This is a genomic window from Mycobacterium sherrisii (assembly GCF_002102355.1).
Taxonomy (GTDB): Bacteria; Actinomycetota; Actinomycetes; order Mycobacteriales; family Mycobacteriaceae; genus Mycobacterium; species Mycobacterium sherrisii.
The window spans coordinates 59,682-85,926 of record NZ_LQPT01000102.1 but is presented as its reverse complement, the minus strand read 5'-3'; the positions used below and the strand labels follow the sequence as shown (position 1 = coordinate 85,926).

Genomic DNA, 26,245 nt, shown 5'->3' with positions numbered 1-26,245 from the left:
CTACCACCGCCGCCGACGCCAACTCACCCTCGGACGGTTGACCCCCATCGAATACGAAGCAATCATGACCACACCGGCCAGCCAGGCCGCGTGAAGAAACTGTCACCTATCCGTGCAGCAGTCCCATATCGTGGGCACTGGTCATCGCGTTGATTCCTTTGCTCGAGTGACTTTGACGGTCTCTCGAAGAATCACGCGATGACCTCCAATCACTCGGCTACGACACGCCGGTACCGCTGATCAGGTCCGACTCGCACACCACTCTGCTGGACGCAACCGATCGCCGATGGCGCCGGTGCCGACGAAAACACATTGTCCATACTGCTCGTTGCAGTGCGGGATCACCTTAGAAGTGTCCCAGGGTGACATCGAACTTGCTCCGCAAAGCGATTTCCCGACCAACCGCGGTGGGCTCTGTGCGAAGGGTTGGACGGCGGCCGACCTGCTGGGGCATCCAGAACGGCTGACCAGCCCGCTGATTCGGGACAGGCGCGGCGCTGAGCTGCGTCCCGCGTCCTGGAACGAAGCGCTGGAATGGATCGTCGCGGCGTTCGGTGCGGCGCAGGAACACCACGGCCGGGACGCGGTGGGATGCTTCGGCGGTGGCGGGCTGACCAATGAGAAGGCCTACCAGTTAGGAAAATTCGCGCGTGTTGCCCTGCGTACCTCCGCGATCGACTACAACGGCCGGTTTTGTATGTCATCGGCGGCCGCGGCGTCAAACCGCTCGTTCGGTATCGACCGCGGGCTGCCGTTTCCGTTGTCCGACATCGCGCAGGCCGATGCCATCCTGCTTGTCGGCAGTAATCCCGCCGAAACGCTACCCCCGGCGATGCAGTATTTCGACGAGGGCCGGGCGCGCGGCGCCAAGCACATCGTCGTGGATCCACGACGCACCGCGACAGCTCGCGGCGCCGAGCTCCATCTCCAGCCCGTCCCCGGAACCGATCTCGCCCTGGCTAGCGGCATCCTCAACGTCGTTTTCCGGGAAGGCCTTGCCGATCAGGAATACATCGCCGAACGAACGACGGGGTGCGAGGCGGTACGCCGTGCGGTGCGGCTGTACTGGCCGGATCGGGTCGAGCGGATTACCGGTGTGCCCGAAAGCGACATCGTGGCCGCGGCACGGATGCTGGCCAGTGCTGATCGGGCGATGATCCTGACCGCCCGGGGCGCCGAGCAGCACAGCGCGGGCACCGATACTGTGCAGGCGTTCATCAACTTGGCCCTGGCGCTGGGATTGCCGGGCCGACCGTCGAGCGGTTTCGCCACGATTACGGGTCAGGGCAACGGGCAAGGTGGCCGCGAACATGGGCAGAAGTGCGACCAGTTGCCCGGCTATCGCAAACTCGACGATCCCGTCGCTCGCGCCCACATTGCCCAGGTCTGGGGTATCAATCCGGCTGACTTGCCGTCCTCGGGGCGTTCGGCGTACGAGATGCTCAGCGGTATCGGCACTCCGGGCGGTGTGCGCGCGTTGTGGGTCATGGCTTCCAACATCGCGGTTTCGGCGCCGGACGCACTGCACATTGCCGCAAAGCTTCGGGAGCTCGATTTCCTGGTGGTATCCGACATCTTCCTGTCGGAGACCGCCGCACTCGCCGACGTGGTGTTACCCACCACCCAGTGGGCCGAAGAGTCGGGCACCATGACCAACCTCGAGGGCCGGGTCGTCTTGCGGCGCGCGGCGGTAGCACCACCCCGCGAGGTGCGCGGTGATCTCGACGTAATGGCTGATCTGGCCAAACGATTGGGGGTAGCCGGGTTCTCGGCCGACTCCGAGGAAGTGTTCAACGAATTGACCCGCGCGAGTGCTGGCGGAAAGGCCGACTACCGGGGAATCACCTACGAGCGCATCACGACCGAAAGCGGAGTGTTCTGGCCCTGCCCGTCCGAGTCGTACTCCGGCACGCCGCGCCTGTTCGTTGTGGACTTCCCGACCCCGGATCGTCGAGCTCACTTCCACGTTGTCGAGCAACGCGGCGCCGTTGAACTGCCGGACGACGACTTTCCGTACTACCTCACGACGGGTCGCGTGCTGCGCCAGTACCAGTCCGGAACCCAAACACGTAGGGTCGCTTCGCTCGTCGAGGGCGAGCCGGAGCCGGTGGCAGAGATCCATCCCATGCTGGCCCAACGGCTCGGCATCCGGACTGGGGACAAGATAGTGCTCCGCACCCGCCGGGGGCAGGTCGTGATGACGGCGCGCGCGGTCGACGGTATTCGCCCGGACACCGTGTTCGCACCATTCCATTGGGGCGGCACGGGAAGCGTCAACCGGCTGACCAACCCGGCCTTGGACCCGCATTCGCGAATGCCGTCGTTCAAAGTCTGCGCGGTCTCGGTGTCCGCTGCCGCGGCGCCGGCCGAAACGGCCGAAACGGCCGAAACGGCGGGAACGTAAGGAACAGAAGGAGTGGTATCGCATGGGTGATGGCAGCAATCCCCGGTTCCTGCAGGGGGTTTTCACATTCGACGGCAAGGGATACGAGTCACCGGTCCTCCTCGACTCGTCGCTGCGTTACGTGGTGCCGCCCGGGGCGATCACCCAGCCGGTCTACTTCCGCGGCGGCAACAGCACCGACGAGTTGCTGACCGTGGTGTTGATGCGCGACGGCGCTCCGATGCGATATTTCCCGATCGGCGCCAAAGACAGTGTGCATGTGCCACTTCGGGTGGTCGAAGACTTGATCGCAGACACCGTTGTCGAGGTGTTCATCGCCGCACCCGACGGCCTCAGCGGCACTGTCTTCATCGATATCGGTCTGGTTGAGATCTGATGACTACTACCTTGGCCCAACCCGAAACCAACGGCCGCGCGGCCGGGCTCGCCAGGCTGGCGGTGGTCGGGCGGTGGAAGAGATCCTCGCCCGCGGCGGCAGCGAGCGTTTTGCGATCACCGTCTTCGGCGACGAACCCTACGGAAACTACAACCGGATATTGCTGTCCAACGTGCTCGCGGGTTCCGATGACGCGCGCGAGATCTATCTCAACCCACTGGACTGGTATACCGACAACAACATCGACCTGCGAGCCGGGGTTCGCGTGGTGCGGATCGACCCCTTCGCCCACTTGGTGTTCGCCGACGACGGCACCACCCTGCGCTACGACAAGCTGATCCTGGCCACCGGCAGCAGGGCGTTCTTTCCGCCGATCGAGGGCATCTGGAGAGACGACAAGGCGCTCGCACCTGGGGTTTTCGGCTTTCGCAGCCTCGACGATTGCGAAGCGATGATCGAATTCGCCAGAGGGCGGACCAAAGCCGTCGTCGTCGGCGGTGGATTGCTGGGCCTGGAAGCCGCACGGGGCCTGCAGAGCAGGGGATTGCAGGCCGCCGTCGTCCAGGGCGGATCCACATTGATGAACGCCCAACTCGACGACCACGGCAGCGCCATCCTGCGCCGTTTGGTCGAAGCCCTCGGGATCGAAGTGCATACCGGCAAGCGCACCACCAGGATGCTCAGCGAAAACGGCATACCGGCAGCGATCGAGTTTGCCGACAACAGCCGGTTGTCCTGCGACATGGTCGTTTTGGCGGCCGGCATCCGGCCCAACGTCGGCTTGGCGCAACGGGCCGGGCTCACCGTCGAGCGCGCCATCGTCGTCGACGACCAGATGCGGTCGATCGACGACGACGACGTCTACGTGGTCGGGGAGTGCGCGCAGCACCGCGGGCAGGTGTACGGCCTTGTCGCGCCCCTCTGGGAGCAAGCTAGCGTGCTCGCCGATCATTTGACGGGATCCAATCCTGGTGCCGCATATCATGGGTCACGCACCGCGACAAAGCTGAAGGTTGCCGGTGTGGACGTGGCGGCGATGGGGTTGAAGGGGCCCGAGCGCGACGACGACGAATTCGTGCAGTATTCCGAACCCCGGCACGGCGTTTACAAGACCGTCGTGGTGCGCGACAACAAACTGATCGGTGCCACCCTGGTCGGCGACGTCCGCAAGGTGGCCTTCTTGATGCAGGCTTTCGATCGCGGACTTCCGCTGCCGCCGGAACGCATCTCGCTGATGTTCGATATCGGCACACCCGAAGTGGCCGCAGGCGTAGCCGAGTTGGCCGATGACGCACAGGTGTGCAACTGCAACGGGGTAACCAAAGCGACGATCGTCGGCTGCGTAAAGAGCGGCCAGACGTCGCTGGCCGGGGTGATGTCGTCGACCCGAGCCGGCAAGGGGTGCGGGTCCTGTAAGGGACTGGTATCCCAGATCGTGGAGTGGGCGGCCGCGCAAACCGGGGCAGAGATCGCCGAAGACGCCGAGGCCAACTGGTACGTCGCGGCGATCCCGTACGACAAGCCGGAGCTGATGCGCCGGATCCGCGAGCTCGAGCTGCGCTCGGTGTCTTCGGTTTTCGCGGCGCTGGCACCGGACGGACGCGAAGATGCCGGCTCGAAGATGGCATTGGCGTCGCTGTTGCACATGATGTGGGGGGACGAGTACCTCGATGAGCGCGACAGCCGGTTCATCAATGACCGGGTCCATGGGAACACTCAGCGGGACGGGACCTTCTCGGTGGTGCCGCAGCTGATGGGCGGGGTGACGAACTCCGACCAACTGCGCAAGATCGCCGATGTCGCCGACAAATACCAGATCCCGATGATCAAGCTCACTGGTGGCCAACGAATCGATCTGCTCGGCGTGCGAAAAGAAGACCTGCCGGCGGTGTGGGCCGACCTCGACATGCCGTCCGGGTACGCCTACGGAAAAAGTTTTCGCACCGTGAAAACCTGTGTGGGAAGCGACTTTTGCCGATACGGACTCGGCGACTCAACAGCACTCGGGATCGCCATCGAAAATCGGTTTCAGGGTATCCCCAGTCCGGCGAAGATGAAATTGGCCGTCACCGGATGCCCTCGCAACTGCGCCGAGGCACTCTGCAAGGACGTCGGGGTCGTCGCAATCGAGGGCGGACAGTGGCAGATCTACGTCGGCGGTGCGGCCGGTGCACACATCCGCAAGGGCGATCTACTGACGACCGTGGACAGCGCAGACGACGTCATCGCGCTGACGGGCCGGTTTCTGCAGTACTACCGGGAGAATGCGAACTGGCTGGAACGCACCTACGACTTCGTGCCGCGCATCGGCATTGACCGGATCCGCGCCATTGTGGTCGAGGACAGCGAGGGCATCGGCCCCGACCTGGATGCGCGCATGCAGAAATCGGTCGACTCCTACCGAGATCCCTGGAGCAGGGAGCGAACGGCCGACGCGGAGAACAACTTTCGGACTTCGCTGCCGCTGATCCCGCTACCGCAGGTGCCGGTGCGATGAGTGACATCACGCTGGGCTCAGTTGACGACATCCCCATCGGTGAGGGACGCGCCTACGCGGTCGAAGGCCGCCAGATCGCGGTGTTTCGGCGGCACGACGGTTCCCTGCGCGCGCTCGACGCCGTATGCCCGCACCGCGGCGGGCCATTGGCCGACGGGCTCACCGACGCAAACGTCGTCATTTGCCCGCTGCACAGCTACACCTACGACCTATCCACCGGGGCCGAAGTTGCCAACGGCGGCGTCGGTGTGACCGCCTATCGCGTGCACGCCGACGAAACCGGAACGGTGCACCTGGACATCGACGGCGCTGCCCAGGGCACTGAGCCGCGGCACAATGGCGCACTTTCCCGAATGATCTGTCACTTGAGCACGACGACCGATCGCAGCACCTGACCGAAATGCATCTTCTGGAACGCCTGCTCGATGTCGCCGAGGCCGATGCGTTCGGAGACAAATTTTTCCAGCGGAAGCCGACCTTGCTGGTACAAGCTGATTAGGGTGGGGAAGTCGCGCTCGGGCAGGCAGTCGCCGTACCACGATGATTTCAGCGATCCGCCCCGGGAGAAGAAGTCGACCAGCGGAATGTCCAAGCCCATTTCTGGCGTCGGAACACCCACCAGCACAACGGTGCCGGCGAGGTCACGCGCATAGAACGCCTGCTTGAACGTTTCAGGACGACCGATGGCGTCGATCACCACGTCGGCGCCGAAACCGTCGTTCAGGGTAGTGATCGCTTCCACCGGGTCGTGATCGCGGGCGTTGACGGTGTGAGTGGCGCCGAAGTGGCGGGCCCACAGCAGCTTTGAATCGTCGGTATCGACAGCGATGATCCGCTTGGCGCCGACTAGCGTCGCTCCCGCGATCGCGGCGTTGCCGACGCCGCCGCAGCCGATCACCGCGACGGTGTCATCGCGGCTGATGGCACCGGTGTTGATCGCTGCACCCAAGCCGGCCATGACCCCGCAGCCCAGTAACCCCGCAACGGCTGGATCGGTGGTCGGGTCGACTTTGGTGCACTGGGCTTCATGCACCAAGGTCTTGTCCGCGAACGCCCCGACGCCCAACGCCGGGGTGAGTGCGGTCCCGTCGGACAGGGTCATCGGGTGCGAGGCGTTGTGTGTGTCGAAGCAATACCATGGCCGACCGCGTTTGCAAGCTCTGCATCGGCCACACACGGCCCGCCAGTTCAAGATCACGAAGTCGCCCGGCTCGACCGCCGTCACCGCCGCCCCGACCGACTCCACGACCCCGGCCGCCTCGTGGCCGAGCAAGAACGGGTAGCCATCGCCAATCCCGCCATCGCGATAGGTCAGGTCGGTGTGGCACACCCCGCACGCTGCCACACCGACCACCGCATCCTTCGGGCCGGGATCGGGGACGACGATGTCCACTAACTCCACTGGGTCGCCCTTGCTACGGGAGATCACACCCCGGACCGTCTGACCTTCCTCTGACGACTGAGTGGTTGAGCTCATCTGGTCATCTCCTCAGTGTCTCGGATTAGCCGCTTCTCGGCTTAACCCCGCGCCCGCCTTAACATTTCGGCAGTTGCGAGCGAGTCCACTCTGCCGTCCCGGGAGCTCCGAAGCGCCTTTACATGCCACACAACATACTATATGGTGACTAGCACAGAGCGAAAGTGGGTTATATGCGGTGGGTGACCTATCGGACACCTGATGGTGACCGAGTCGGGTTGGTGGTTGGAGAGGATATTTACTCGTTGCCAACCGGTGTGACGATGGTGGAGCTGGTTTCGCGTGGGCCGCAGGAGTTGGCCGAAGCGGGGCAGCGAGCTCGCCGCGCGGGCGATACGGTGCGGTTGGCTGACGTCGAACTCGCGGCACCGATCCCGCGGCCGCCGGCTGTCCGCGATTGCTTGTGCTTTCTCGACCATATGCGCAACTGTCAACAGGCGCTGGGCGGCGACCGCGTGCTCAAGGACGCGTGGTATCGAATCCCGGCGTTCTACTTTGCCTGTCCCGCGAGCGTGCTGGGCCCGCACGACGACGCACCGATCGCGTCTGGAAGCGCTTGGCAGGACTTCGAACTGGAGATCGCCGCCGTCATCGGAGTCGGTGGCAAAGACATGTCGGTGGCCGAGGCACAAAGCGCGATCATCGGTTACACGATCTTCAACGATTGGTCTGCGCGCGACTTGCAAGCACTCGAGCTGCAACTCGGTATTGGTCAGGGCAAGGGCAAAGACAGCGCCCTGACGCTGGGCCCCTATCTGGTGACGCCCGATGAACTCGAACCGTACCTGCGTAACGGCAGGCTTGACTTGCGGGTTTCCGCCGCTGTCAATGGGCAGGTGATCGGTGAGGGCTCGACTGGCTCGATGGATTGGACCTTCGCCGAAGTGATTTCGTTTGCGTCGCGCGGAGTCACGCTTAATCCCGGCGACGTGTTCGGTTCTGGCACGGTGCCGACGTGCACGCTGCTGGAGCATCTCGACATCAACGATCTGGAGTCGTTTCGCGGGTGGTTGGGCGATGGCGATGTTGTCACCCTGACGGTCGAGGGGCTTGGGACGACGCGTCAAACCGTGCGGTCCTCGCCCGCGCCGCAACCACTACCGGCGCGCGACAACCCCGACGCTGCACCCGCGCCGCCGCGCGTGAACCGAGCGCGCGCCCTGGTGCCCTACACCCGCGGTCTGCACGAGGTGGGCACCGACGTGTGGGCGTGGACGCTGCCAGATGGCGGCTTCGGCTGGAGTAACGCGGGCCTGGTCGCCGGCGATGGCGCCTCGATGCTCGTCGACACGCTCTTCGACTTGCGCTTGACGCGGGAGATGTTGACGGCGATGCAGCCGATCACCGACCGCCACCCCATCCGGGACGTGCTCATCACCCACTCGAACGGGGACCACACGCATGGGAACCAGCTCCTAGACCCGGCGGTGCGAATCCTGGCCGCAACGGGTACCGCCGAATCGATCGCACACGAGCTGGCACCCGAGATGTTCGCGTTCTTCCAGAGTGCCGACTTCGGTCCAACGACCACCCCGTACCTACGGGAACGGTTGGGGCAGTTCTTCTTTGGCGACGTCACCACACGTAATGCGGACGAGACGTTCGAGGGCCAGCTCAGTGTCGAAGTCGGCGGTCGGCGCGTCGACATCTACGACCTGGGACCGGCGCACACCGCCGCTGACAGCGTCGTGCACGTGCCGGATGCGGGGGTGCTATTCGGCGGAGACCTGCTGTTCTTTGGGTGCACTCCGATCGTGTGGGCCGGTCCGATAGCCAATTGGGTGGCGGCCTGCGACGCCATGATCGCGCTGGACGCCTCCGTCGTTGTCCCCGGACATGGGCCGGTCGGCGACGGCAGCGCCATCAAGAGCGTGCGGGAGTACCTCACCTTCGTGTCCGACTATGCGGACTGCGCCTGGACGACCGGACAAACCTTTCAAGAAGCGGCCGCCCGTATCGACCTCGGCGAGTATCGCGATTGGTTGGATGCCGAGCGCATCGTTGTCAACGTCTATCAGCGATACCGCGAAATTGACCCGCGGACGCCGCAGTTGGGCATCCGTGAGCTGTTTGATCTGCAAGCGGAATGGCAAGCAGCCCAGGGAGGGTCGCGTTGACGCTGCCCATTTCCGGTGAATGTACCGTCGGCGACACGTTGCGCTTCTGGGCCGAGAGCAGTCCTGACGCCCCGTTCCTGATCTTCGACCCTGTCGACGACGGCCCGCGTCGGTACACCTATGCCGAGTTCCTCGAAATGGCCATGCGCACAGTGGGACTGATGACCTCGCTGGGACTGGCCTGTGGCGATCGGTTCGCGGTGGTTCTCGACAACAGCCCGGAGTTTCTAGCCTGCTGGTTCGGCGCCGCGATCGCAGGGACCGTCATGGTTCCGGTGAATCCTAATAGCACGGTCGATGACCTTCGTTATGTTTTCGACCATGCCCAATGCCGCGCCGTAATATGCGGGGCCAACCAACGCCGCAACGTCGAAAGCGCTTGGTGCGGGCCAGCTTCCCGTGTGATCACAGCCCACCACGGGTTCGCCGACCTCTCGGCGCCTGCACCGTCGAGCTACGCCCCGCAGATTGCCGGATGCGATCCGCTCGCCGTGTTGTACACCTCGGGCACCACGAGCAGACCCAAAGGCGTTGTCGTCACGCACGCTAACTATTTGGCCGCCGGCTCCACCGTGGCTGGTCAGCTGCGCATGCGGACCGATGATCGCTGGCTGGTCGTACTGCCGCTGTTTCACGCCAACGCGCAGTACTACTGCGTCATGTCGGCGCTAGTCACTGGGGCCTCGGTCGCGGTCACCGCCCGATTTTCGGCGTCGCGTTGGGGTGCCCAGGTGCGAAACCTCGGCGCGACCCTCGCGAGCCTGTTTGCGGCGCCAATCCGGATGGTCTTGGCCACACCGGAGTCCGGGGAGGATGCCGACAACGGCCTGCGCGCCACCGTCTTCGCCCAGAACATCACCCGGGCGCAGCTGATGACGTTTCAAAACCGGTTCGACTGCCCGTTGTTGCAGCTCTACGGGATGACCGAGACCATCGCGCCGCCCCTGATGAACCCCCTGTACGGGCCGTCCGACAGCATGAGCATCGGTCTGCCCACCGAACCAGGCCGCGTCCGCGTGGTGGACGAGGACGGTCACGACGTGGCGCCCGGCGAAATCGGGGAGTTACTCATCGGCGGAATACCGGGGCAGACGCTGATGGCCGGATACCTCGCCGACGACGCGACAACGGGCCAGGCGATCACCGATGGCTGGTTGCACACCGGCGACATCGTGCGTCAACGCAGCGACGGCTTCCTTGTTTTCCACGACCGAGCCAAAAACATGATCAAACGCGCAGGGGAGAACGTAGCCGCCGCTGAGGTCGAACGTGTCATCGACTCTCATCCCGGCGTGCACGAATCCGCCGTCATCGGGGTTCCCGACGAAATGCGCGACGAGGCAATCAAGGCATTCGTCGTGCCCAACAAACCTGGACTAGACAGTCTCGACGAAGACGAACTCATCGAGTTCTGTTCCCACCGCCTACCCCGCGGCAAAGTACCCGACCAGGTTGAGATTGTGGTGCAGCTGCCGTACACCGCGGTCGGCAAGATTCGAAAAGACCTGCTGCTCAACCACGGTGGCGCTGCCCACCAGGTTAGGCGATCCCCGGTGGCGGGGGGCTGACGGATGTGGTTGACGCAGTCGCTGCATCGGGAGCTTCGCCTCTGTCCCGAGCGCATCGCCACAATCCATCGCGACCGCCGCCGCACCGTCGCCGAGTCTGCTGAGCGGATTGCCCGCTTTGCGGCAGCCTTGGCGGCTATGGGAGTTTGTCCGGGAGACCGCGTCGCGATCCTGGCCTTGAACTCTGATCGCTACCACGAGTGCCTGCTCGCCGTGCCATGGTGCGGCGGGGTGGTCAACCCCATCAACACAAGATGGGCGGTTCCCGAGGTAGCCTTTGCGCTTGCCCAATCGGGAACGAAGCTCCTTTTGGTCGACGACCTTTTCGTGGCCGAGGTGGCAGCCCTACGAGAGCAGCTTCCCGAGCTGCGTACCGTGGTTTATATGGGTGAAAACGTCACGCCCCCAGGCATGTTCGGCTATGAGCAGTTAATCGCTGAGCACGTCCCGTGCGAGGACCGCCGGGCCGGCGGTGATGCCTTGTTCGGGCTGTTCTACACGGGCGGGACGACCGGGACACCCAAGGCGGTCATGCTCACCCACCACAACCTGCTGATGTCGGCGCTGGGGGCGTTGGCTTCCGAGCGGTTGATCACCCGCGGCGGGCGTATCTTGCATGCGGCACCGATGTTTCACCTGGCCGATCTCGGTCACTGGGTACTCGGAAACCTCGTCGGCTCAACGCATGTCACGATCCCGTCATTTACGACTGAGGCGGTCGTCGAAGCCGTTGACGAACATGCGATCACCGATGTCTTGTTGGTGCCGACGATGCTGCGGACGTTGGTCGACCACGTCGACGACGGTGCTCGTCTTGGCACGGTGCGCAACGTCCTCTACGGTGCATCGCCCATGCCCGAGGACCTGCTGCGCCGCGCGATGACGTTGTTCGGGTCGGCCAATTTCACTCAGGTCTACGGTATGACCGAGCTGGCGTGTTTCGCGTCGTTGCTTTCGTCGGCTGCACACGACCATCCGGTTCGGCGGCGTGGCGTCGGAAAACCGGCATTGCACAACGAGATTCGGATCGTCGATGACGCCGATCAACAGGTCGCGTGCGGAACGGTGGGTGAGGTCGTGGTGCGCGGCGACAACGTGACGGTCGGCTACTGGGCGAACCCCGAAGCAACCGCTGCGGCCGTGCGGGAGGGTTGGCTGCACACCGGTGATGTCGGTTATCTCGACGCCGACGGCTACTTGTACGTGGTGGATCGGCTCAAGGACATGATCATCACCGGTGGCGAAAACGTATATACGACAGAAGTCGAGAACGCCCTCACCGAACATCCGGCAGTGGCCTTGTGCGCAGTTTTCGGTCTTCCGGATCCGCAGTGGGGAGAGTCGGTCGAGGCGGCGGTGGTGCTCGCGCCGGGTATTCACGCGTCGGAAAGCGAACTGCGCGAACACTGTCGGGGACTGGTCGCCGGCTACAAGGTTCCGCGGCGCATCGCCTTCGTCGATCAGATGCCGTTGTCGGGAACGGGCAAGGTGCTCAAACGCGAGCTTGTCAAAGCTTTCGCCGCGACGCGGTAAACCGAGGAATGGGAATGGGAGGTCATCGATGACAAATCAGACAACATCCAGTGTTGAATCCCCCGAGGGCGTCGTGCAGGATCGGGCCGCCGCCGCGGTTGACGAGCTGTTCGGAGGTGTCACTCAGAACCCGTTTCCGTTATACGACGAGCTGCGCGAGCTCGGCGACGGGATACATCTGGTGCCGGCGATGGACGGCGTGTTGGTCACCCGTTATGACGATGTGCGGCGCATCGTGGCCGACCATAGGACGTTCTCCAGCGACTACTTCGAGACGGCCCCACCCGGCATTCACGACCCATCCGATCCCGAACACCGCCGGTTCGTCGCAACCGCCAGTCGGCTCTTCATGTTCGCCGACCCGCCGCGCCATACCGAAATTCGAGCCACGTTCCGTCACGCGTTCACCCCGGAAGCGGCGAGCCGCTGGGCCGGGATTATCGAAGAGGTTACTGACGACAGTCTCGGACGCTTTTTATCCGGGCAGGACGTCGACCTGATGCCACACCTCGCGGCCGACGTTCCGGTCGCGGTCATCGCCAAGATCCTTGGCGTTCCGTCGGATCAGTGGCAGAACTTCCGGGACTGGTCCTTCGGGTACGCCTCGACTTTCGATCCGATGGTTCAGGGTGATCGCCGTGATGCCGCGATCAAGGCCAGCCTCACCCTCTTCGACTACTTGAATGAGCTCGCCGAACAGCGGGCAAGGGTGCCCGGCGAAGATCTGATCTCGCACATGATCGGCGTCAGCGCCGCCGACGGTCGGCAGTTGCGTGGCGAAGACCTCGTGGCCCAGATCGCCCTGCTTCTGGTGGCCGGCAACGAGACCACCACGAATCTGGTCGGCAACGGCATCACGCTGCTCCTCGATCATCCGGAAGCCAAGCGCGACCTGGTCGCCGACCCGACGCTGCTGGGCACCGCCGTCGAAGAGATGCTGCGCCTGGACCCGCCGCTACACCTGACTATGCGTCGGACAACGAAGCAGGTCACGCTGGGCAGCCGCGAGATCGAGCCGGGAACCATGATGCTGCTCTGCATCGCGGCCGCCAACCGAGACCCGAGGGCCTTCAAAGAGAGCGCGACGTTCGACATTCGCCGCTCCGACAACAAGCACTTGGCGTTCCTGCACGGCATCCACTTTTGCGTCGGCGCCGCCCTGGCCAGGCTGGAGGCGAGGATTATCTTCGAGCGGCTGTTGGCACGATTCCCCGACATTGGCCCCGGCAGCGCCGCGCCCGTGCGGCGGACGTTGAACGTGGTCTCGCGTGGATGGCAGACCCGCCCGGTGAAGCTGTGACCGCGATGGTTCACGTCGAGGTCCGTCCCGAGACGTGCATGGCCAGTGGATATTGCATTCGCAGCGCGCCGCGGGTGTTCGGCAGCGATGCCGATGGCTGGGTGACGCTTCTTGACGCGGATCCGAACGGCCAGACCGAGCAGGTGCTCCAGGCCGCCCGCATGTGTCCGGTCGCAGCCATAGACGTGTTCGACGGCGACGGCGGCCAGCTGTCGTGAGGTGGGACCCTAGTTGTGCTGAAGCTTCAAGAAAACCGCTTTGAACGCGGCGAATGTTTGGTCCAGGTCAATTTCTTCAGGCGCAACTCGCCACTGCTGATGGATACCGATCAGCGCACCGGTCAGCACCGTGACGACGTCGTCGCGGCTGACACCGGCCGGCAGCGGCATCCGTTCGGTCCAGTTCTTCAGCCATTTGCGCATCGTGCGATGCAGTTCCGCATAGAAGCCGTGCACGGGGGAATCCGGTTCCACGGCTTCGGCGATCAACGTGATCAAAAGCCTGGTCGTGGGCTGGCGGATGAATTCCCGAAGTTCGTCGAGGTTTTCACCGGGGTTGTCTCCCGGCGGCGGGGCATGAATCAGGCTCTTCGTGATCTCTTCGACGACCGCTTCGAGGAGGCCGTCCTTATTCCCGAAATGCCATGGAATCGATCCGCGGCTGATACCCGAGCGTTGGGCGATGTCGACGAAAGTCGTTCTGCGAAAGCCCTGTTCGGCAAACAACTCAGCGGCCGCCGAGATTAGCAACTGCCTGCTTTCGCTGCTCGTCTGCTCTCGCCTGGTCGGCATTGCCGCGGTGCCTCCTTCGCCAGTTGGACGGCCACTATCTTGCCACACAACCCTTTACATGCTCGTTACCATATTGTATGCTGAGCAACACACAGTGTGGTGAATCGTGAAGGTGGTCACAAATGCGGCGTTCCGGTCTGTTAGATGTGCGCGACCGACCCGATTAAATCCGGCTGAGATATTTCGAGACAGCCGTGCGGCCGGCCTCCGAACCGGTGCTGAAATTCACCTCCCGCGAAGTGCCCGGCCGCCGTTTTACCATTCAACGCCCTCCGGGTGGCATTCGGTGGCGATCAATTCAGATTGGTTGTCGCCGATCAGTTCTTAGTCATTTGACGCAGGAACTCTTCGAAACTCCCGGCGCCCCTGCGAATTTTCGGGCGCGGTCAACTCAAGAATTCGCGTCATAAAACGACGCGAAACCCGTACTGCCCTGTCACTACTAAATAACGGAAGAGATCCGATGAAATTTCTCCCTGCCCGCGTCGGCGACAGTGTATCGACGTTCCGGAAGTGGCCCCATACGTCGTTCACGCGGCCCTCACCGGGGTTGTCGCCAGTCCGGCGGGTAATCGGGTTGCTCGCCGTGGCGGCGGCAGTGGTTGGGCTCGCTGTTGTGGTTACGGTTCCGAGGGCCACCGCCGATGAAAGCCGCTATCTCGAGTTCTACACACCGCCGGACCCGCTACCGGAAGGTCAGCCCGGCGATCTGATCCGCACCGAGCCGTCGCGGTTAGTGCTGGAGCCGTCGGGCCAATTAGGTGCCTTCGTCGGCAAGGGAACCCGAATCATGTATCGCAGCACCGATGCGCAGGGCAAACCGGTACCCGTGACCGGCACCTACATCGAACCGGACAACCCTTGGCCCGGCAACGGTCCGCGCCCGCTACTCGCGTACGCCACCATTCCCTATGGAATGGGTGAGCAGTGCGCGCCGTCGCGAATGCTGAGCCAGGGGATCCATGCCTCCCTGCAAACCGGGTTCGACCTGATGTTCAACATGGAGGAAGGGTGGATCGCAACGCTGCTGGCCCGCGGATTTGCCATCGTCGTCACCGACGGCGTCGGGTCGGGTGTCCACGGTCCCCAGTCGCCGCAGTGGTTGAATCGCTTCTCTGGCGGGACGGCGCTGATCGATGCCGCCCGTGCGGCGATGAAGTTGCCGGATACGTCCCTGGACCCGCACGGCCCGGTGGCCTTCTGGGGCTGGATGGCTGGCGGACATGCCGCCTTGGCGGCGGCCGAACTCGCCGGTCAATATGCACCGGACCTCAAGGTCGTCGGAACCTATGCCGCCGGCGCCCCCACCGATTTGGCGGAAATGTTAGCGCCGATCGACGGTAACTTTTTGGCAGGAGCGACCGGGTGGGTGCTGCGCGGGGCCATCGCTTCCTATCCCGAAACCGAACAACCCATTCGCGACATCCTCACGCCGCGAGGGCTGGAAATGCTCGACAATACCGGTCGGCAATGTCTCATGCAGACTGGGATTGATTACATGTTCCGTCATTTCGACGGATGGTTCAAAAGCAACATCTATGAAATGGCTAAAGTCGATCCACTGAAGGGTCTGCTCGCCGCCCAGCGTATCGGCAACGTCAAGCCGACGGGCCCGGTGTATTTCACACACAACAGGTGGGATTCTTTCGCACCGTATGCCTCGGCTCGCCAGACAGCGGCCGACTGGTGTTCAAAAGGCGCGGATGTCACATTTTGGACGAATGAGCAACCGCCGTTCTTGAACAAACTTGACGTCAATGCCCTGCTGACACCTTTTGTCGACGGCGAGAGAAGCATGGCCTGGGTCGCCGACAGGTTCAACGGCGTTCCCACCAGTCCCAACTGCGCCGAGATCCAGAATGGATAGGGTCGTGCCCGGCGCCTCGACTCGGCGCGGTCGGTAAAGCCGGTGATCGGTGCAGCGGGCCGACCTCGCAGCGGCAGCCGAACTCAGATAGATCTGAGTTCGGCTGCCGCACAGCGTGATTGACTGCCGGCAACGAGGAAATCCGGTGGGCGCCGGGACGGCTCGGCCCGGCCGGCACCCCGATCGGTCGCGCACCGATGAACGATCGGTGGATACTGCCTTCCGACGCACGTGTGTTGGACATACGGTCGGTAAACAGCGGCGCCGGCTAGAGAGGAGTGTTTGAGTTTGCGAATCGCTGAGCTCGGGATGCGACGTCCGGACTATCTCCGTGTAGGTTAGAGCGTCTAAGCTTACCCTCTAAGCTAATTAGTTGAGCAGCCTTCATCCCTGGTTAGGAAAGCTCCCATGACGACCACCAAGCCATGGACAGAGTCGCGACATCCTGAGGTTCCCGTGAGCAGCGAGGAAAAACCCGATCCACGGCACGCCAAGAAGAAGGGCCTGTTCAGCCGGTTCTGGCTCGTTCTCACCATTGCGGCCGTCGTTGCGCTCTCTGGTTTCGTCGTCTACCGGCTGCACGGAATCTTCGGCGTCCACAGCGGTTCATTCGGTGGTGGCACGTCGGGCGAGGTGCTCGACCAGTTCAACGCCAAGACGATCACGCTCGAGGTCTGGGGCGCACCGGGCAGCACGGCGACGATCAATTATCTCGACGAGAACTCCCACCCCCAGCAGGCCCTCAACGTCCCCTTGCCTTGGAGCACAGTGTTGAAGTCGACGAAGCCCGGCATCCCGGCAAACCTGGTCGCGCAAGGAAACGGGAGCTGGATCGCCTGCCGGTTCGTCGTCAACAACCACGACGGGCACGGTGACGTCATCAAGGCGCCGAACCAGTCGCCCCCCAACGAGACGGTCAATGCCTTCGTCTACTGCCTGGACAAGTCCGCATGAGCGAGACGACCGAGGCCGCGCCGCGGGTTGATCAGCCACTGATCCCGCCGTTTTTGCCACGGATGATCCATCGGCTCGCGTTGCCGATTGTCCTGGTGTGGCTGGGCATCGTCTTCGTCACCAACACGATCGCTCCCCAACTCGAGGTGGTCTCCAAGAGCCACTCGGTGTCGCAGAGTCCCACGGACGCGGTGTCGTTCCAGTCGATGATGCGTGTCGGGTCGACGTTCAAGGAGTTCAACACCGACAGCTCGGCAATGGTCCTGCTGGAGGGCGACCAGCCGCTGGGGGCCGAGGCCCACCGCTATTACGACGAGATCGTCAGGCGACTCGAGCAAGACAAGAAACACGTGCAGCACATCCAGGACTTCTGGAGCGATCCGCTGACCGCCGCGGGCTCCCAGAGTCACGATCAAAAGGCCGCGTACGTCCAGGTCTACCTCGCCGGCAACATGGGCGGCGGGTTGTCCGCCGAGTCCAGCGACGCCGTTCGCAAGATCGTGAATTCGGTGCCGGCGCCGCCGGGGATCAAGGCCTACGTCACCGGGGCGGCTCCGTTGTTTGCCGACCAGTCCCATGCGGGTGAGAAAGGCGTCGCGACGGTCACCCTGATCACCTTCGTCGTGATTATCGTGATGCTGCTTTTCGTTTACCGCTCGATAGTCACCGTTTTGATCATGCTGTCCATGGTGTTCATCGAGTTGGCCGCCGCGCGCGGCGTTGTCGCGACGCTCGGCAACTACGAGATCATGGAGCTCTCCACCTTCGCCAACAACATGCTCGTGCTGATGGCGATCGCGGCCGGCACGGACTACGCGATCTTCGTGGTCGGCCGCTACCACGAGGCTCGCGGTCTGGGCGAGACGCGCGAACAAGCGTTCTACACGATGTTCCACAGCACGGCCCACGTCGTTTTGGGTTCGGGCCTGACCATCGCCGGTGCGATGTACTGCCTGAGCTTCTGCCGGCTGCCCTATTTCTCGTCACTCGGCATCCCCTGCGCCGTCGGCATGCTGGTCGCGGTCTTCGCCGCCTTGACCCTGGCACCGGCGATCCTGACCGTGGCGTCGTTCTTCAAGCTGCTCGACCCGAAACGATCGCTGCAGACCCGGGGCTGGCGGCGCATCGGCACCGCCATCGTCCGCTGGCCCGCACCGGTTCTCGCCGTGACCATTGCCGCCGCATTGGTCGGGCTACTCGCGCTGCCCGGCTACAAGACGGACTACGACACCCGCCACTTCCTGCCGGAAGACACCCCGGCCAATATCGGTTACGCCGCTGCCGACCGGCATTTCAATCAGGCTCGGCTCAACCCCGAGCTGCTGATGATCGAGACCGACCACGACTTGCGTAACCCGGCCGACTTCATCGTGCTGGACAAGGTTGCCAAGGCGGTCTTTCACATCCCCGGTATCGGCCGGGTCCAGACCATCACCCGGCCGCTGGGCACGCCGCTCGACCACAGCACCCTCGGCTTTCAGATGGGCGCACAAGCCGCGGGGCGGCTGCAGACTCAGCACTATCAGGAAGAGCAGGCGAGAAACCTGCTGAACCAGGCCGACGAGCTGAAGAAAACGATGGCGACGCTGCGTGAGCAGATGCAAGTCACCCAGGATCTGAGCAACACCACCCACGAAACCACCAGGCTCACCAAGCAAACCGTGGAAATCACCGAGAAGCTGCGCGACGACATCGCGAACTTCGACGACTTTCTCCGGCCGATCCGTAGCTACTTCTATTGGGAGAAGCACTGTTACGACATCCCGGCCTGCTGGGCAATTCGGTCGGTCTTCAATGCGCTCGACGGCATCGACCAGGTGGCCGAGAACATCGTGAATCTCAGCGCCAATCTCGACAAGCTGGATCAGATTCAGCCGAAGTTGGTGGCACTGATACCGCCGCAGATCGAGAGTCAGCAGCGCAACCTCGACACCATCATGTCGAACTATGCGATCACCAAGGGTCTCAACGACCAGGCGAAAGCACAGGCGGACAACGCCACCGCGCAAGGCGATGCCTTCGACAAATCCAAGAACGATGACACGTTCTACCTGCCGCCGGAGGCATTCCAGAGCCCGGATTTCGCCAGGGGGCTCAAACAGTTCATCTCGCCGGACGGGCACGCGGTCCGGATGATCATCTCGCACGAGGGCGACCCGGCGACTCCTGAAGGCGTCAGCCATATCGGGCCGATCAAGCAGGCCGTGCACGAGGCGATCAAGGGCACGCCCTGGGAGGGCGCCAAGGTCTACCTCGGCGGTACCGCCGCGACGTACAAGGACATGCACGACGGTTCCAACATCGACCTGTTGATCGCCGGAATCTCCGCGGCCACACTGATTTTCGTCATCATGCTGGTGATCACCCGCAGCGTCGTCGCGGCCTTCGTGATCGTCGGTACGGTGCTGCTGTCGCTGGGCGCCTCGTTCGGACTCTCCGTGCTGCTATGGCAGTACATCCTGGGGATCAAGTTGCACTGGATGGTGCTGGCGATGGCGATCATCCTGCTGCTGGCGGTCGGCTCGGACTACAACCTGCTGCTGATCTCGCGGTTCAAGGAAGAAATCCACGCCGGGCTCAAGACGGGGACGATCCGCGCGATTGCCGGTTCGGGCTCGGTGGTGACCGCCGCCGGTCTGGTGTTCGCCGCCACCATGGCGACCTTCGCCTTCAGCCCGCTGCGGGTGATGGCTCAGGTGGGAACGACGATCGCGCTGGGTCTGTTGTTCGACACCCTGGTCGTGCGCGCGTTCATGACCCCGTCGCTGGCCACCTTGCTCGGGCGCTGGTTCTGGTGGCCGCAGCACGTGCGTCCACGCCCGGCCAGCACCATGCTGCGACCGTACGGAACGCGTACCGCCGTGCGTGAGCTGATCCTCAACGACGTTGACGAAAACCCGCCGGGCGGACTGGTCAAGAGGCGCTAAAAGCCATAACCGGTCGATGTTCGGGTGACGTCCGACCTCAATTGCCGTTTGGTCCCAATAACGCCGGGTACTACGCAACCCGCGCAACTGCGTTCGGACCGTGGGCGGTTGCGAGTACCCGGAAACGTCAGGAGGCGCCGATGCACGCGATGGTGTATCGGGGGCCGTATAAGGTGCGCGTCGAGGAAAAGGACGTGCCACCTATCGAGCACCCCAATGATGCGATCGTCAGAGTCACCCTCGCCGCGATCTGCGGTTCGGATTTGCACCTCTATCACGGCATGATGCCCGACACCCGGGTCGGCATGACGTTCGGGCACGAGTTCATCGGCGTGGTGGAAGAGGTGGGGTCCTCGGTGCAGAACGTCAAGCCGGGCGACCGAGTTATGGTGCCGTTCAACGTGTATTGCGGATCCTGCTGGTACTGCGCCCGCGGCCTGTACTCCAACTGCCACAACGTGAATCCGAACGCCACCGCCGTCGGCGGCATATACGGGTACTCGCACACCTGCGGCGGTTACGACGGGGGCCAGGCCGAATTCGTCCGAGTGCCCTTCGCCGACGTCGGCCCGTCGCTGATCCCGGATTGGATGGACGACGAGGACGCGCTGTTGTGCACCGACGCGTTGGCCACCGGATATTTCGGGGCGCAGCTCGGCGACATCGTCGAGGGGGACACCGTGGTGGTGTTCGGTGCGGGCCCGGTAGGGCTCTATGCGGCCAAGTCAAGCTGGATGATGGGAGCCGGCCGGGTGATCGTCATCGACCACCTGGAATACCGACTGGCGAAGGCACGCGAATTCGCGCATGCAGAAACCATCAACTTCACCGAGTGTCGCGACGTGGTCGTCGAAATGAAGAAGCAAACCGAGTATCTCGGCGCCGATGTGGCCATCGACGCCGTCGGCGCGGAGGCAGACGGCAACTTCCTGCAGCACGTTCTGGCGGCGAAGTTCAAGCTGCAGGGAGGCTCTCCGGTAGCACTCAACTGGGCGATCGACTCGGTGCGCAAGGGCGGCACCATCTCGGTGGTGGGCGCGTACGGGCCCATCTTCAGCGCGGTCAAGTTCGGCGACGCGTTGAACAAGGGCCTGACCCTGCGGATGAATCAATGTCCCGTCAAGCGACAGTGGCCGCGACTTTTCTCGCACATCCAGAACGGCTACTTGAAACCGAACGACATTGTGACGCATCGCATTCCGCTCGAGAACATCGCCGAGGGCTACCACATCTTCTCGGCGAAACTGGATGACTGCATCAAGCCGGTCATCATTGCCGGCGCGGCCTGAAAGGACTCGGTCGTGGTCTACACATCGGAAGGGCCGGCGCGGCCCAGCAGTGACGAATTACGTGAGCGCATCCCCGGCTGGGGCGTCGATCTGAATCCCGCGGATCGACCGTCGGTGCCTAAGCTGAAATACGACCCCGCAGCGACCGGAGCGCATTGGGATTTCCCCGAACGGCAAGACGAAAAGTGGCCACGGGAACGCTCGATCGAGCACAAATTCCTGACGCCGGTGTTCGGCACCTCGACACCCCCCAAGGGCCTGTCGGGCAAAATCAGGCGCGTTGCCTACCGGTACAGCGAAGCACGAGCGGCGCACTGGCTCCTGCTGCTCACCGCCGATCGAGTGAACAGTGCTGAAAGCCAAGTTGTTTCGCTATTCAAGGGCCATCCCGACAACCCGTTCACCGAGACCGGAGCCAAGGCCGAGTTCACCCACCGCGGGTTGTCGGCGCAGATGCGTAGCAGCCGGGCCGACCGAACCCACACCTGGATCGACCCGATTCTGGTGGGTGGTCCGTACCTCGCCGTAGCTGGGGCCGGCATCGCGGCCGCCGCGGTGTTGCTGCGACACAGCCGCAACGGCTGACTGCAAACAAACGATCGGAGGGGAACCATGGGCCGGCGCGATGAGAACGTACCCGACGACACCGCCGACGACGACGATGTCGACCCTGATGCGCCGGTTGTGCCGGAGGCCGGGGAGGGGCCTTACCCGCCGGTGACGGGCGAGCCCAAACCACCTGTCGGGAACTAGCTTCACCCTGGCGACTTGCCGGGCCGCCACTACACGGCGAAGCCCGGCTCAATCGCGTTTTGCCGGCAAACATTTCCGGGCACCGCCGGCCGGCGCCCCGGCAACCGCGGCGAAGGCGCGGCACCGTCCACGCCCGAGCCGGGGCCGCGCGACCGAGCGGTGTCCGTCGGACCACGCGACAACCGGTGAAGACGACCGTTGTCCGCCGGATTCCGATGCCGCGGGCATCCCCGCACGGACGTGATTTCGGTCACTTGGGAACCGAGAAGGTGTCCACTTCCTGGGAACACGCTGTGTAGCGGGGAATTTCGCTACAACGCCTACAACGGCACACAATAGCACAAGAATGGCGGGGGGTTATTACCCTGCCGCGCGCTCAACGACAAAACGAACCTGGCAGGTCTTGTGAATGTTTCCGGGGCGAAAACCACCAACTTGGGTATCCAACACACGGAAACCCAGAGTCTCGAATAACGTGTACCACTCGCTAATCTTCTTGAATTGGCAACCGAAATTCATGTCCACAAGACCCTGGGCGACGGCATTGCCAAAGAAATCAATCAGGACGAGCACCCGAAATTGATCTCTGTCCGTTAATTTACTGAATTCGGTAAGTTCGGGCTGGCCCGCCGCGGTCCCGAGCGGCTCGCCCGCGATGCCGTACGTGTCCTCCTCGATGATCAACCGTTGTGCAACGCGCCGCAAATTGGTCAGCAGCGGAATCAGATCGGGCTCATCAACATGATGGAGGACGGTTTTGACGATCGCACTGTCGAACATGTCGTCGTGGTAGGGGACATCGACGGGCGATGTCATCTGCTGGAAAGGCAGCACGCCAGCATCCTGGCATCGGTAGTCCATGACGTCCGTGGTGTAGCAGTCATAGCCGGCGCGCGCGATCAGCACCGCTAGATGACCTCGGCCGCAGCCGAAGTCGAGAACAGAGCTACCGCTAATCGCGTCAGCGAAATTTTTGAAATCCTGTTTCGGCTTACGCTGCGACTTATACGACGAGTAGCCTTCGCTGAACCACGACCCGATGCCGTCCGATTTGAAGAATTGGCGGTGCACCTCTTCGGTCACTCGATACAGCTCATGGCCGTCACCCGCATCGAGTAAGTACTTGCATGCGTCTTCGAGGAGCGCGCTCACGTCGCTTGCATGGCGGGGGAAGTGGGATTTATAGCTCTTCTCCAGCAGTGACAAGGTAAAGTTCAGTGCCGCCGTACCATGTTGCAAAGTCTCACAGATAAAGTCGTATTGGGCTCGTCTGGTGGCTGTTAACACCAAAAATCCTTTCGTCGCCCATGGTAAAAATTCCTGACGCTACGCCGTCGGGCAGCAGCAGGCAGTGGGGCCTTAACCAGTTGATTTAGCTCATGGTAACAGTCCGCTCGGGGGAGGGCCTGCTAGGCAAAAAGTAATTGAAATTCCTTACAGTAACCTTTACAAGCCCACGCACCTCGCGTACTAGCAACTACGGCCGCCCCGCCGCGGTTTCGGTTCATGCCTGCCCCAACGTCGCCGAACACACCGTGGACAGCGCGTCACCCGGGGCTCCGCCGCGTCGCCGGGCAAACCCCGTGCCGTTAGGTCCAGACATCACCGGTGCTGTGCTGGGTAGCGTCGTCCGCGCACTATTTTTTCGCGAAGGTCGCACGCATACCTTCCGGCGCGCGCGCCCCATCCCGTTAGGGTCACTGCCTATGGCGCTGCTGCAGGGTAAGAGAATTCTGTTCGACATCGACGGCACCCTGATCGACTCCACCGCCACCGTCGAGCGGTCCTGGGACATCTGGGCCGCGGAGTACGGCGTCGACGCCCAGGAGGTTCTCAAGGTCTGTCATGGCCGCCGAACCGAGGACACGGTCGCGCAGTTTGTCGCAGCACAGCACCGAAGCGCAGCGACAGCGCGCCAACTCGAGTTGCAGGAGCAAGCCGATCTCGGGGGTGTCACGGCGCTACCGGGAGCAGCTCGAATACTTGCCGCCCTACCGCCGGGCCACTGGGCTGCGGTGACCTCCGGGCCGCGTTCGTTGATGGCTTCGCGGCTGGTGGCGGCGGGGCTCCCGGAGCCGCAGTTGCTGGTCGGTGCCGAGGATGTGTCGATCGGCAAGCCGGACCCCGAGAGCTACCTCAAAGCGGCTGCCGCACTTGGATTTGCCGCACAGGAGTGCGTGGTCGTCGAGGATGCGCCCGCAGGTGTCGGCGCCGGGCGAGCCGCCGGCGCGCAAGTACTGGCTCTGACCACCACGCATGCTGCGAGCGAACTGGCCGCCGCCGATGTCGTCGTCGCCGATCTCTCCTGCGTGCGCGTCGAAGTCACCAACGACGGTGTGGTGTTGATCTCCTAGGCGCGTGGCGACTCGCGATCTAGCTCATCGCGCTGTGGATGAACGGCACGGCTGTCACAAACGTTGGAGTGGATGTGGTTCTATGGGTTGTCAGCGCCGTGATCGGGCTGGCTTTCGCCGCGTGCGGTGTCGTCAAATTGGTCGTCCCCAAAAGACGTCTGGCGCTTCGCGGCTCGAGTTGGGTCAACGAGTTCAGTTCGACCACAGTGGTATTCGTCGGGTTGACCGAGATCGCGGGCGGCCTGGCAATGCTTTCACCTGCCGTGCTCAAGATTTCACAGCCGTCCGCGGTACTACTCGGAACCGCGGGCCTGATAGTCGTCATGCTGGGTGCCGCGGTGGTGCACATCCGGCGGCGTGAGCCAGGGATGATCGTGCTGAACTTGGCGCTGCTGGCGTTGGCGGAATTAGCGATCTTGGACCGCTAGCCCCTGGAAACGCGCATATGGATCAGCGCCGGGCGCCGAGCATGTCCTCGAGATGGGTTGGCGGCCTCAGGTTCAGCAACCGGCGACGGTCGGCGGCCAGATCCGCATAGGTCAGCTGCTGGATTTGCTCCGGCGAGTAAGGCAATCGCGATTCCGGTGCGCCCCGAGTTATCACGCCCACACCAAAATCGCAGTCGAGGACCGCGATTCGTAAATCATCGCGGGTGCTGCGCAATTCCACGACGGCCTTCCAGACGTCGCCGGTCCACGGGCGGATCAGCCTGTCGGCGATGCTGAGTCCCCAGGACAGGTCCCACCAGGGGTACCGCTGACGGAACTCGCCGTACGACGCGGCGGGATCGGCGATCGGCGCTCGTGCCGGGTTGCAGTCGTGGAGGAAGACGACGCCGCCCTCGCGCACGTAGCGCAAAGTGTTCTGCACGTCGCGCATGGCTTGCCGGTAGGTGTGCAGTCCGTCGATCAGGGCGACGTCGATACCGCGCTGTTCGAGGAATGCTGTTTCGTTCGCAAAAAAGGCGTCACTAGTGGTCTCGAAATAATGCGTCGCGTCTGCCGCCGCGGCAGCGCGTTCCCGATCCCGCTTTGAGATTGCGAACGCTGGGTCGACGGCAATCTTTTCGTGCGCGGTGATGGCCCGAAACGCCTTCCCTTGCGACACGCCGATTTCGAGGTAGATGCGGCGCGATCGGTTGTTCAGCGCCCGCTGTACGGCCTCGATCCGGTCCATGCGATGCCCTTTCGGGTATGTGCGTTCGACGAGGGGAGCGCCCGCATCCCCCGGCCCGCTCTCATGACAGCCCCGGCCGAGCTTGCCCGTCGCCGGTCAATTCCGAGTTTGCCCTGAGCCTCAACATTGTTCCATCCCGTTCAGGGCTTTCGGGCCGGCTCAGCAAATTTTGCGCGAAACACATTGGCGCGCAACGACAAAACGGCATCAACACCGGACCCATGTGGCAGCGTCTGCACCGGCTCGGAACTGCCGGAGTTGACGTCCGTTGTCGTTGCCGGCCACGCGACACGCGTGCGGGTTATCGTCTCCAGATGGTCACATCGACTCCCTTGCGGGCAGCGCTGGCGGTATCGCTGGCGATCATCGCGTGCACGACGGCACCCCGAAGCAGTGCCGATCCGACGCCGCAGCAACCGCCGTTCCCGACCGGGAAGAGCGGAACCACCATCCATGTCACGGAGTACAGCACCGCGACCGCCGACGTCACCCTCAACAACGCCACCTGGGTTTCGTCCGGCTGCTCCGCCGGCGGGTGCACCGTCATCGAGCTCACGATCGTCGGCAAATCCGACACGCCGTTCGCCTACAGCTCGGCATCGATCACCGCCGCCTCCTCGCCGTGGCGACAAGACCCGTACCGGGACACCCAAGCGGGCTCGTCCACGGTCGACTATCAGCAGATCAACAAGACTCCGCCGCTGCGGTCCGGCGCCGTCACGAACGGCCAGACCGCCCACGGCTTCATCGCTTACGAGGGCACCGTGAAACAGGGCGACGTCTTCATCGAGTTCGACGATCCCAACGCGCCCGCAGCACCCACCCCGCTAGCCGGTTGGAAAGTGCACACCTGACGGACCGT

21 protein-coding genes and 1 pseudogene are annotated in these 26,245 nt (G+C 63.3%); 18 read left to right on the top strand and 4 right to left on the bottom strand.

The features are described 5' to 3' along the window. Window positions 1–286 precede the first annotated feature (286 nt). The 4 genes and pseudogenes from AWC25_RS21945 to AWC25_RS27550 form a co-directional block, all read left to right on the top strand. Window positions 287–2,404: a molybdopterin oxidoreductase family protein gene (locus AWC25_RS21945; RefSeq protein WP_069400170.1), complete on the top strand. Its 2,118-nt coding sequence runs from the start codon at window positions 287–289 to the stop codon at window positions 2,402–2,404. A gap of 22 nt (window positions 2,405–2,426) precedes the next feature. Next, window positions 2,427–2,780, top strand: coding sequence for a molybdopterin oxidoreductase (locus tag AWC25_RS27170; RefSeq protein ID WP_069400169.1), 354 nt, complete (start codon window positions 2,427–2,429; stop codon window positions 2,778–2,780). A gap of 73 nt (window positions 2,781–2,853) precedes the next feature. Continuing rightward, a complete protein-coding gene (gene nirB, locus AWC25_RS21940; protein ID WP_244899576.1) occupies window positions 2,854–5,277 on the top strand; it encodes a nitrite reductase large subunit NirB in 2,424 nt (807 codons plus the stop codon). After that, a pseudogene (locus AWC25_RS27550) lies at window positions 5,274–5,573 on the top strand (Rieske (2Fe-2S) protein); the annotation flags it as partial. The gene nirB and the pseudogene AWC25_RS27550, both read left to right, overlap by 4 nt. A gap of 65 nt (window positions 5,574–5,638) precedes the next feature. Here AWC25_RS27550 and AWC25_RS21930 read toward each other — a convergent pair. Beyond that, the gene (locus AWC25_RS21930) at window positions 5,639–6,754 is read right to left on the bottom strand and encodes an S-(hydroxymethyl)mycothiol dehydrogenase (protein WP_069400167.1); all 1,116 of its coding nucleotides are present in this window, start codon (window positions 6,752–6,754) and stop codon (window positions 5,639–5,641) included. Window positions 6,755–6,927: 173 nt separating this feature from the next. Here AWC25_RS21930 and AWC25_RS21925 point away from each other — a divergent pair, with 173 nt between their 5' ends. The 5 genes from AWC25_RS21925 to AWC25_RS21905 all read left to right on the top strand — a co-directional run bounded on the left by AWC25_RS21925 (window position 6,928) and on the right by AWC25_RS21905 (window position 13,490). After that, a complete protein-coding gene (locus AWC25_RS21925) occupies window positions 6,928–8,871 on the top strand; it encodes a fumarylacetoacetate hydrolase family protein (RefSeq protein ID WP_085167619.1) in 1,944 nt (647 codons plus the stop codon). Next, on the top strand, window positions 8,868–10,439 hold the full coding sequence (locus AWC25_RS21920; RefSeq protein ID WP_232326985.1) for an AMP-binding protein: 1,572 nt from the start codon (window positions 8,868–8,870) through the stop codon (window positions 10,437–10,439). The genes AWC25_RS21925 and AWC25_RS21920 overlap by 4 nt, the downstream gene beginning before the upstream one ends. Window positions 10,440–10,442: 3 nt before the next feature. After that, window positions 10,443–11,972, top strand: a complete 1,530-nt coding sequence (locus tag AWC25_RS21915) for a long-chain-fatty-acid--CoA ligase (protein ID WP_085167617.1) — start codon at window positions 10,443–10,445, stop codon at window positions 11,970–11,972. Between the two features lie 190 nt (window positions 11,973–12,162). Further along, window positions 12,163–13,272: a cytochrome P450 gene (locus AWC25_RS21910; protein ID WP_244899577.1), complete on the top strand. Its 1,110-nt coding sequence runs from the start codon at window positions 12,163–12,165 to the stop codon at window positions 13,270–13,272. Between the two features lie 5 nt (window positions 13,273–13,277). Continuing rightward, the gene (locus AWC25_RS21905; RefSeq protein ID WP_085167629.1) at window positions 13,278–13,490 is read left to right on the top strand and encodes a ferredoxin; all 213 of its coding nucleotides are present in this window, start codon (window positions 13,278–13,280) and stop codon (window positions 13,488–13,490) included. 9 nt (window positions 13,491–13,499) lie between these two features. Here the strand turns inward: AWC25_RS21905 and AWC25_RS21900 are convergent, their stop codons facing one another. Then, a complete protein-coding gene (locus AWC25_RS21900) occupies window positions 13,500–14,111 on the bottom strand; it encodes a TetR/AcrR family transcriptional regulator (protein ID WP_244899575.1) in 612 nt (203 codons plus the stop codon). Between the two features lie 415 nt (window positions 14,112–14,526). Here AWC25_RS21900 and AWC25_RS21895 point away from each other — a divergent pair, with 415 nt between their 5' ends. From AWC25_RS21895 to AWC25_RS26910, 6 genes are all read left to right on the top strand, one after another. Continuing rightward, on the top strand, window positions 14,527–15,930 hold the full coding sequence (locus AWC25_RS21895) for a lipase family protein (RefSeq protein ID WP_084229297.1): 1,404 nt from the start codon (window positions 14,527–14,529) through the stop codon (window positions 15,928–15,930). A 408-nt stretch (window positions 15,931–16,338) separates the two neighbouring features. Beyond that, window positions 16,339–16,884, top strand: a complete 546-nt coding sequence (locus AWC25_RS21890) for an MmpS family transport accessory protein (RefSeq protein ID WP_069400159.1) — start codon at window positions 16,339–16,341, stop codon at window positions 16,882–16,884. Next, window positions 16,881–19,811 carry an MMPL/RND family transporter gene (locus AWC25_RS21885; protein WP_085167610.1) on the top strand — a complete coding sequence of 977 codons (2,931 nt, stop codon included), beginning with the start codon at window positions 16,881–16,883 and terminating at the stop codon, window positions 19,809–19,811. The genes AWC25_RS21890 and AWC25_RS21885 overlap by 4 nt, the downstream gene beginning before the upstream one ends. A gap of 140 nt (window positions 19,812–19,951) precedes the next feature. Continuing rightward, window positions 19,952–21,100, top strand: a complete 1,149-nt coding sequence (locus tag AWC25_RS21880) for a zinc-dependent alcohol dehydrogenase (protein ID WP_085167608.1) — start codon at window positions 19,952–19,954, stop codon at window positions 21,098–21,100. 12 nt (window positions 21,101–21,112) lie between these two features. Then, window positions 21,113–21,685: a hypothetical protein gene (locus tag AWC25_RS21875; protein WP_069400157.1), complete on the top strand. Its 573-nt coding sequence runs from the start codon at window positions 21,113–21,115 to the stop codon at window positions 21,683–21,685. A 27-nt stretch (window positions 21,686–21,712) separates the two neighbouring features. Further along, window positions 21,713–21,853: a hypothetical protein gene (locus AWC25_RS26910; protein WP_157118290.1), complete on the top strand. Its 141-nt coding sequence runs from the start codon at window positions 21,713–21,715 to the stop codon at window positions 21,851–21,853. Between the two features lie 360 nt (window positions 21,854–22,213). Here the strand turns inward: AWC25_RS26910 and AWC25_RS21870 are convergent, their stop codons facing one another. After that, on the bottom strand, window positions 22,214–23,140 hold the full coding sequence (locus AWC25_RS21870; RefSeq protein WP_158089770.1) for a class I SAM-dependent methyltransferase: 927 nt from the start codon (window positions 23,138–23,140) through the stop codon (window positions 22,214–22,216). A gap of 419 nt (window positions 23,141–23,559) precedes the next feature. Between AWC25_RS21870 and AWC25_RS21865 the strand changes: the two genes are divergently transcribed. Together AWC25_RS21865 and AWC25_RS21860 are read left to right on the top strand one after the other, a co-directional pair. Next, entirely contained in the window at window positions 23,560–24,207 is a 648-nt protein-coding gene (locus tag AWC25_RS21865) for an HAD-IA family hydrolase (RefSeq protein ID WP_069400155.1), read from the top strand. A gap of 74 nt (window positions 24,208–24,281) precedes the next feature. Continuing rightward, window positions 24,282–24,635, top strand: coding sequence for a DoxX family protein (locus tag AWC25_RS21860; protein WP_158089769.1), 354 nt, complete (start codon window positions 24,282–24,284; stop codon window positions 24,633–24,635). A gap of 22 nt (window positions 24,636–24,657) precedes the next feature. Here the strand turns inward: AWC25_RS21860 and AWC25_RS21855 are convergent, their stop codons facing one another. Then, on the bottom strand, window positions 24,658–25,383 hold the full coding sequence (locus AWC25_RS21855; RefSeq protein ID WP_069400154.1) for a class I SAM-dependent methyltransferase: 726 nt from the start codon (window positions 25,381–25,383) through the stop codon (window positions 24,658–24,660). A gap of 314 nt (window positions 25,384–25,697) precedes the next feature. Here AWC25_RS21855 and AWC25_RS21850 point away from each other — a divergent pair, with 314 nt between their 5' ends. Then, window positions 25,698–26,237 (top strand): hypothetical protein, encoded by a 540-nt coding sequence (locus AWC25_RS21850; RefSeq protein WP_085167606.1) that lies wholly within the window; start codon window positions 25,698–25,700, stop codon window positions 26,235–26,237. Window positions 26,238–26,245: the final 8 nt, after the last annotated feature.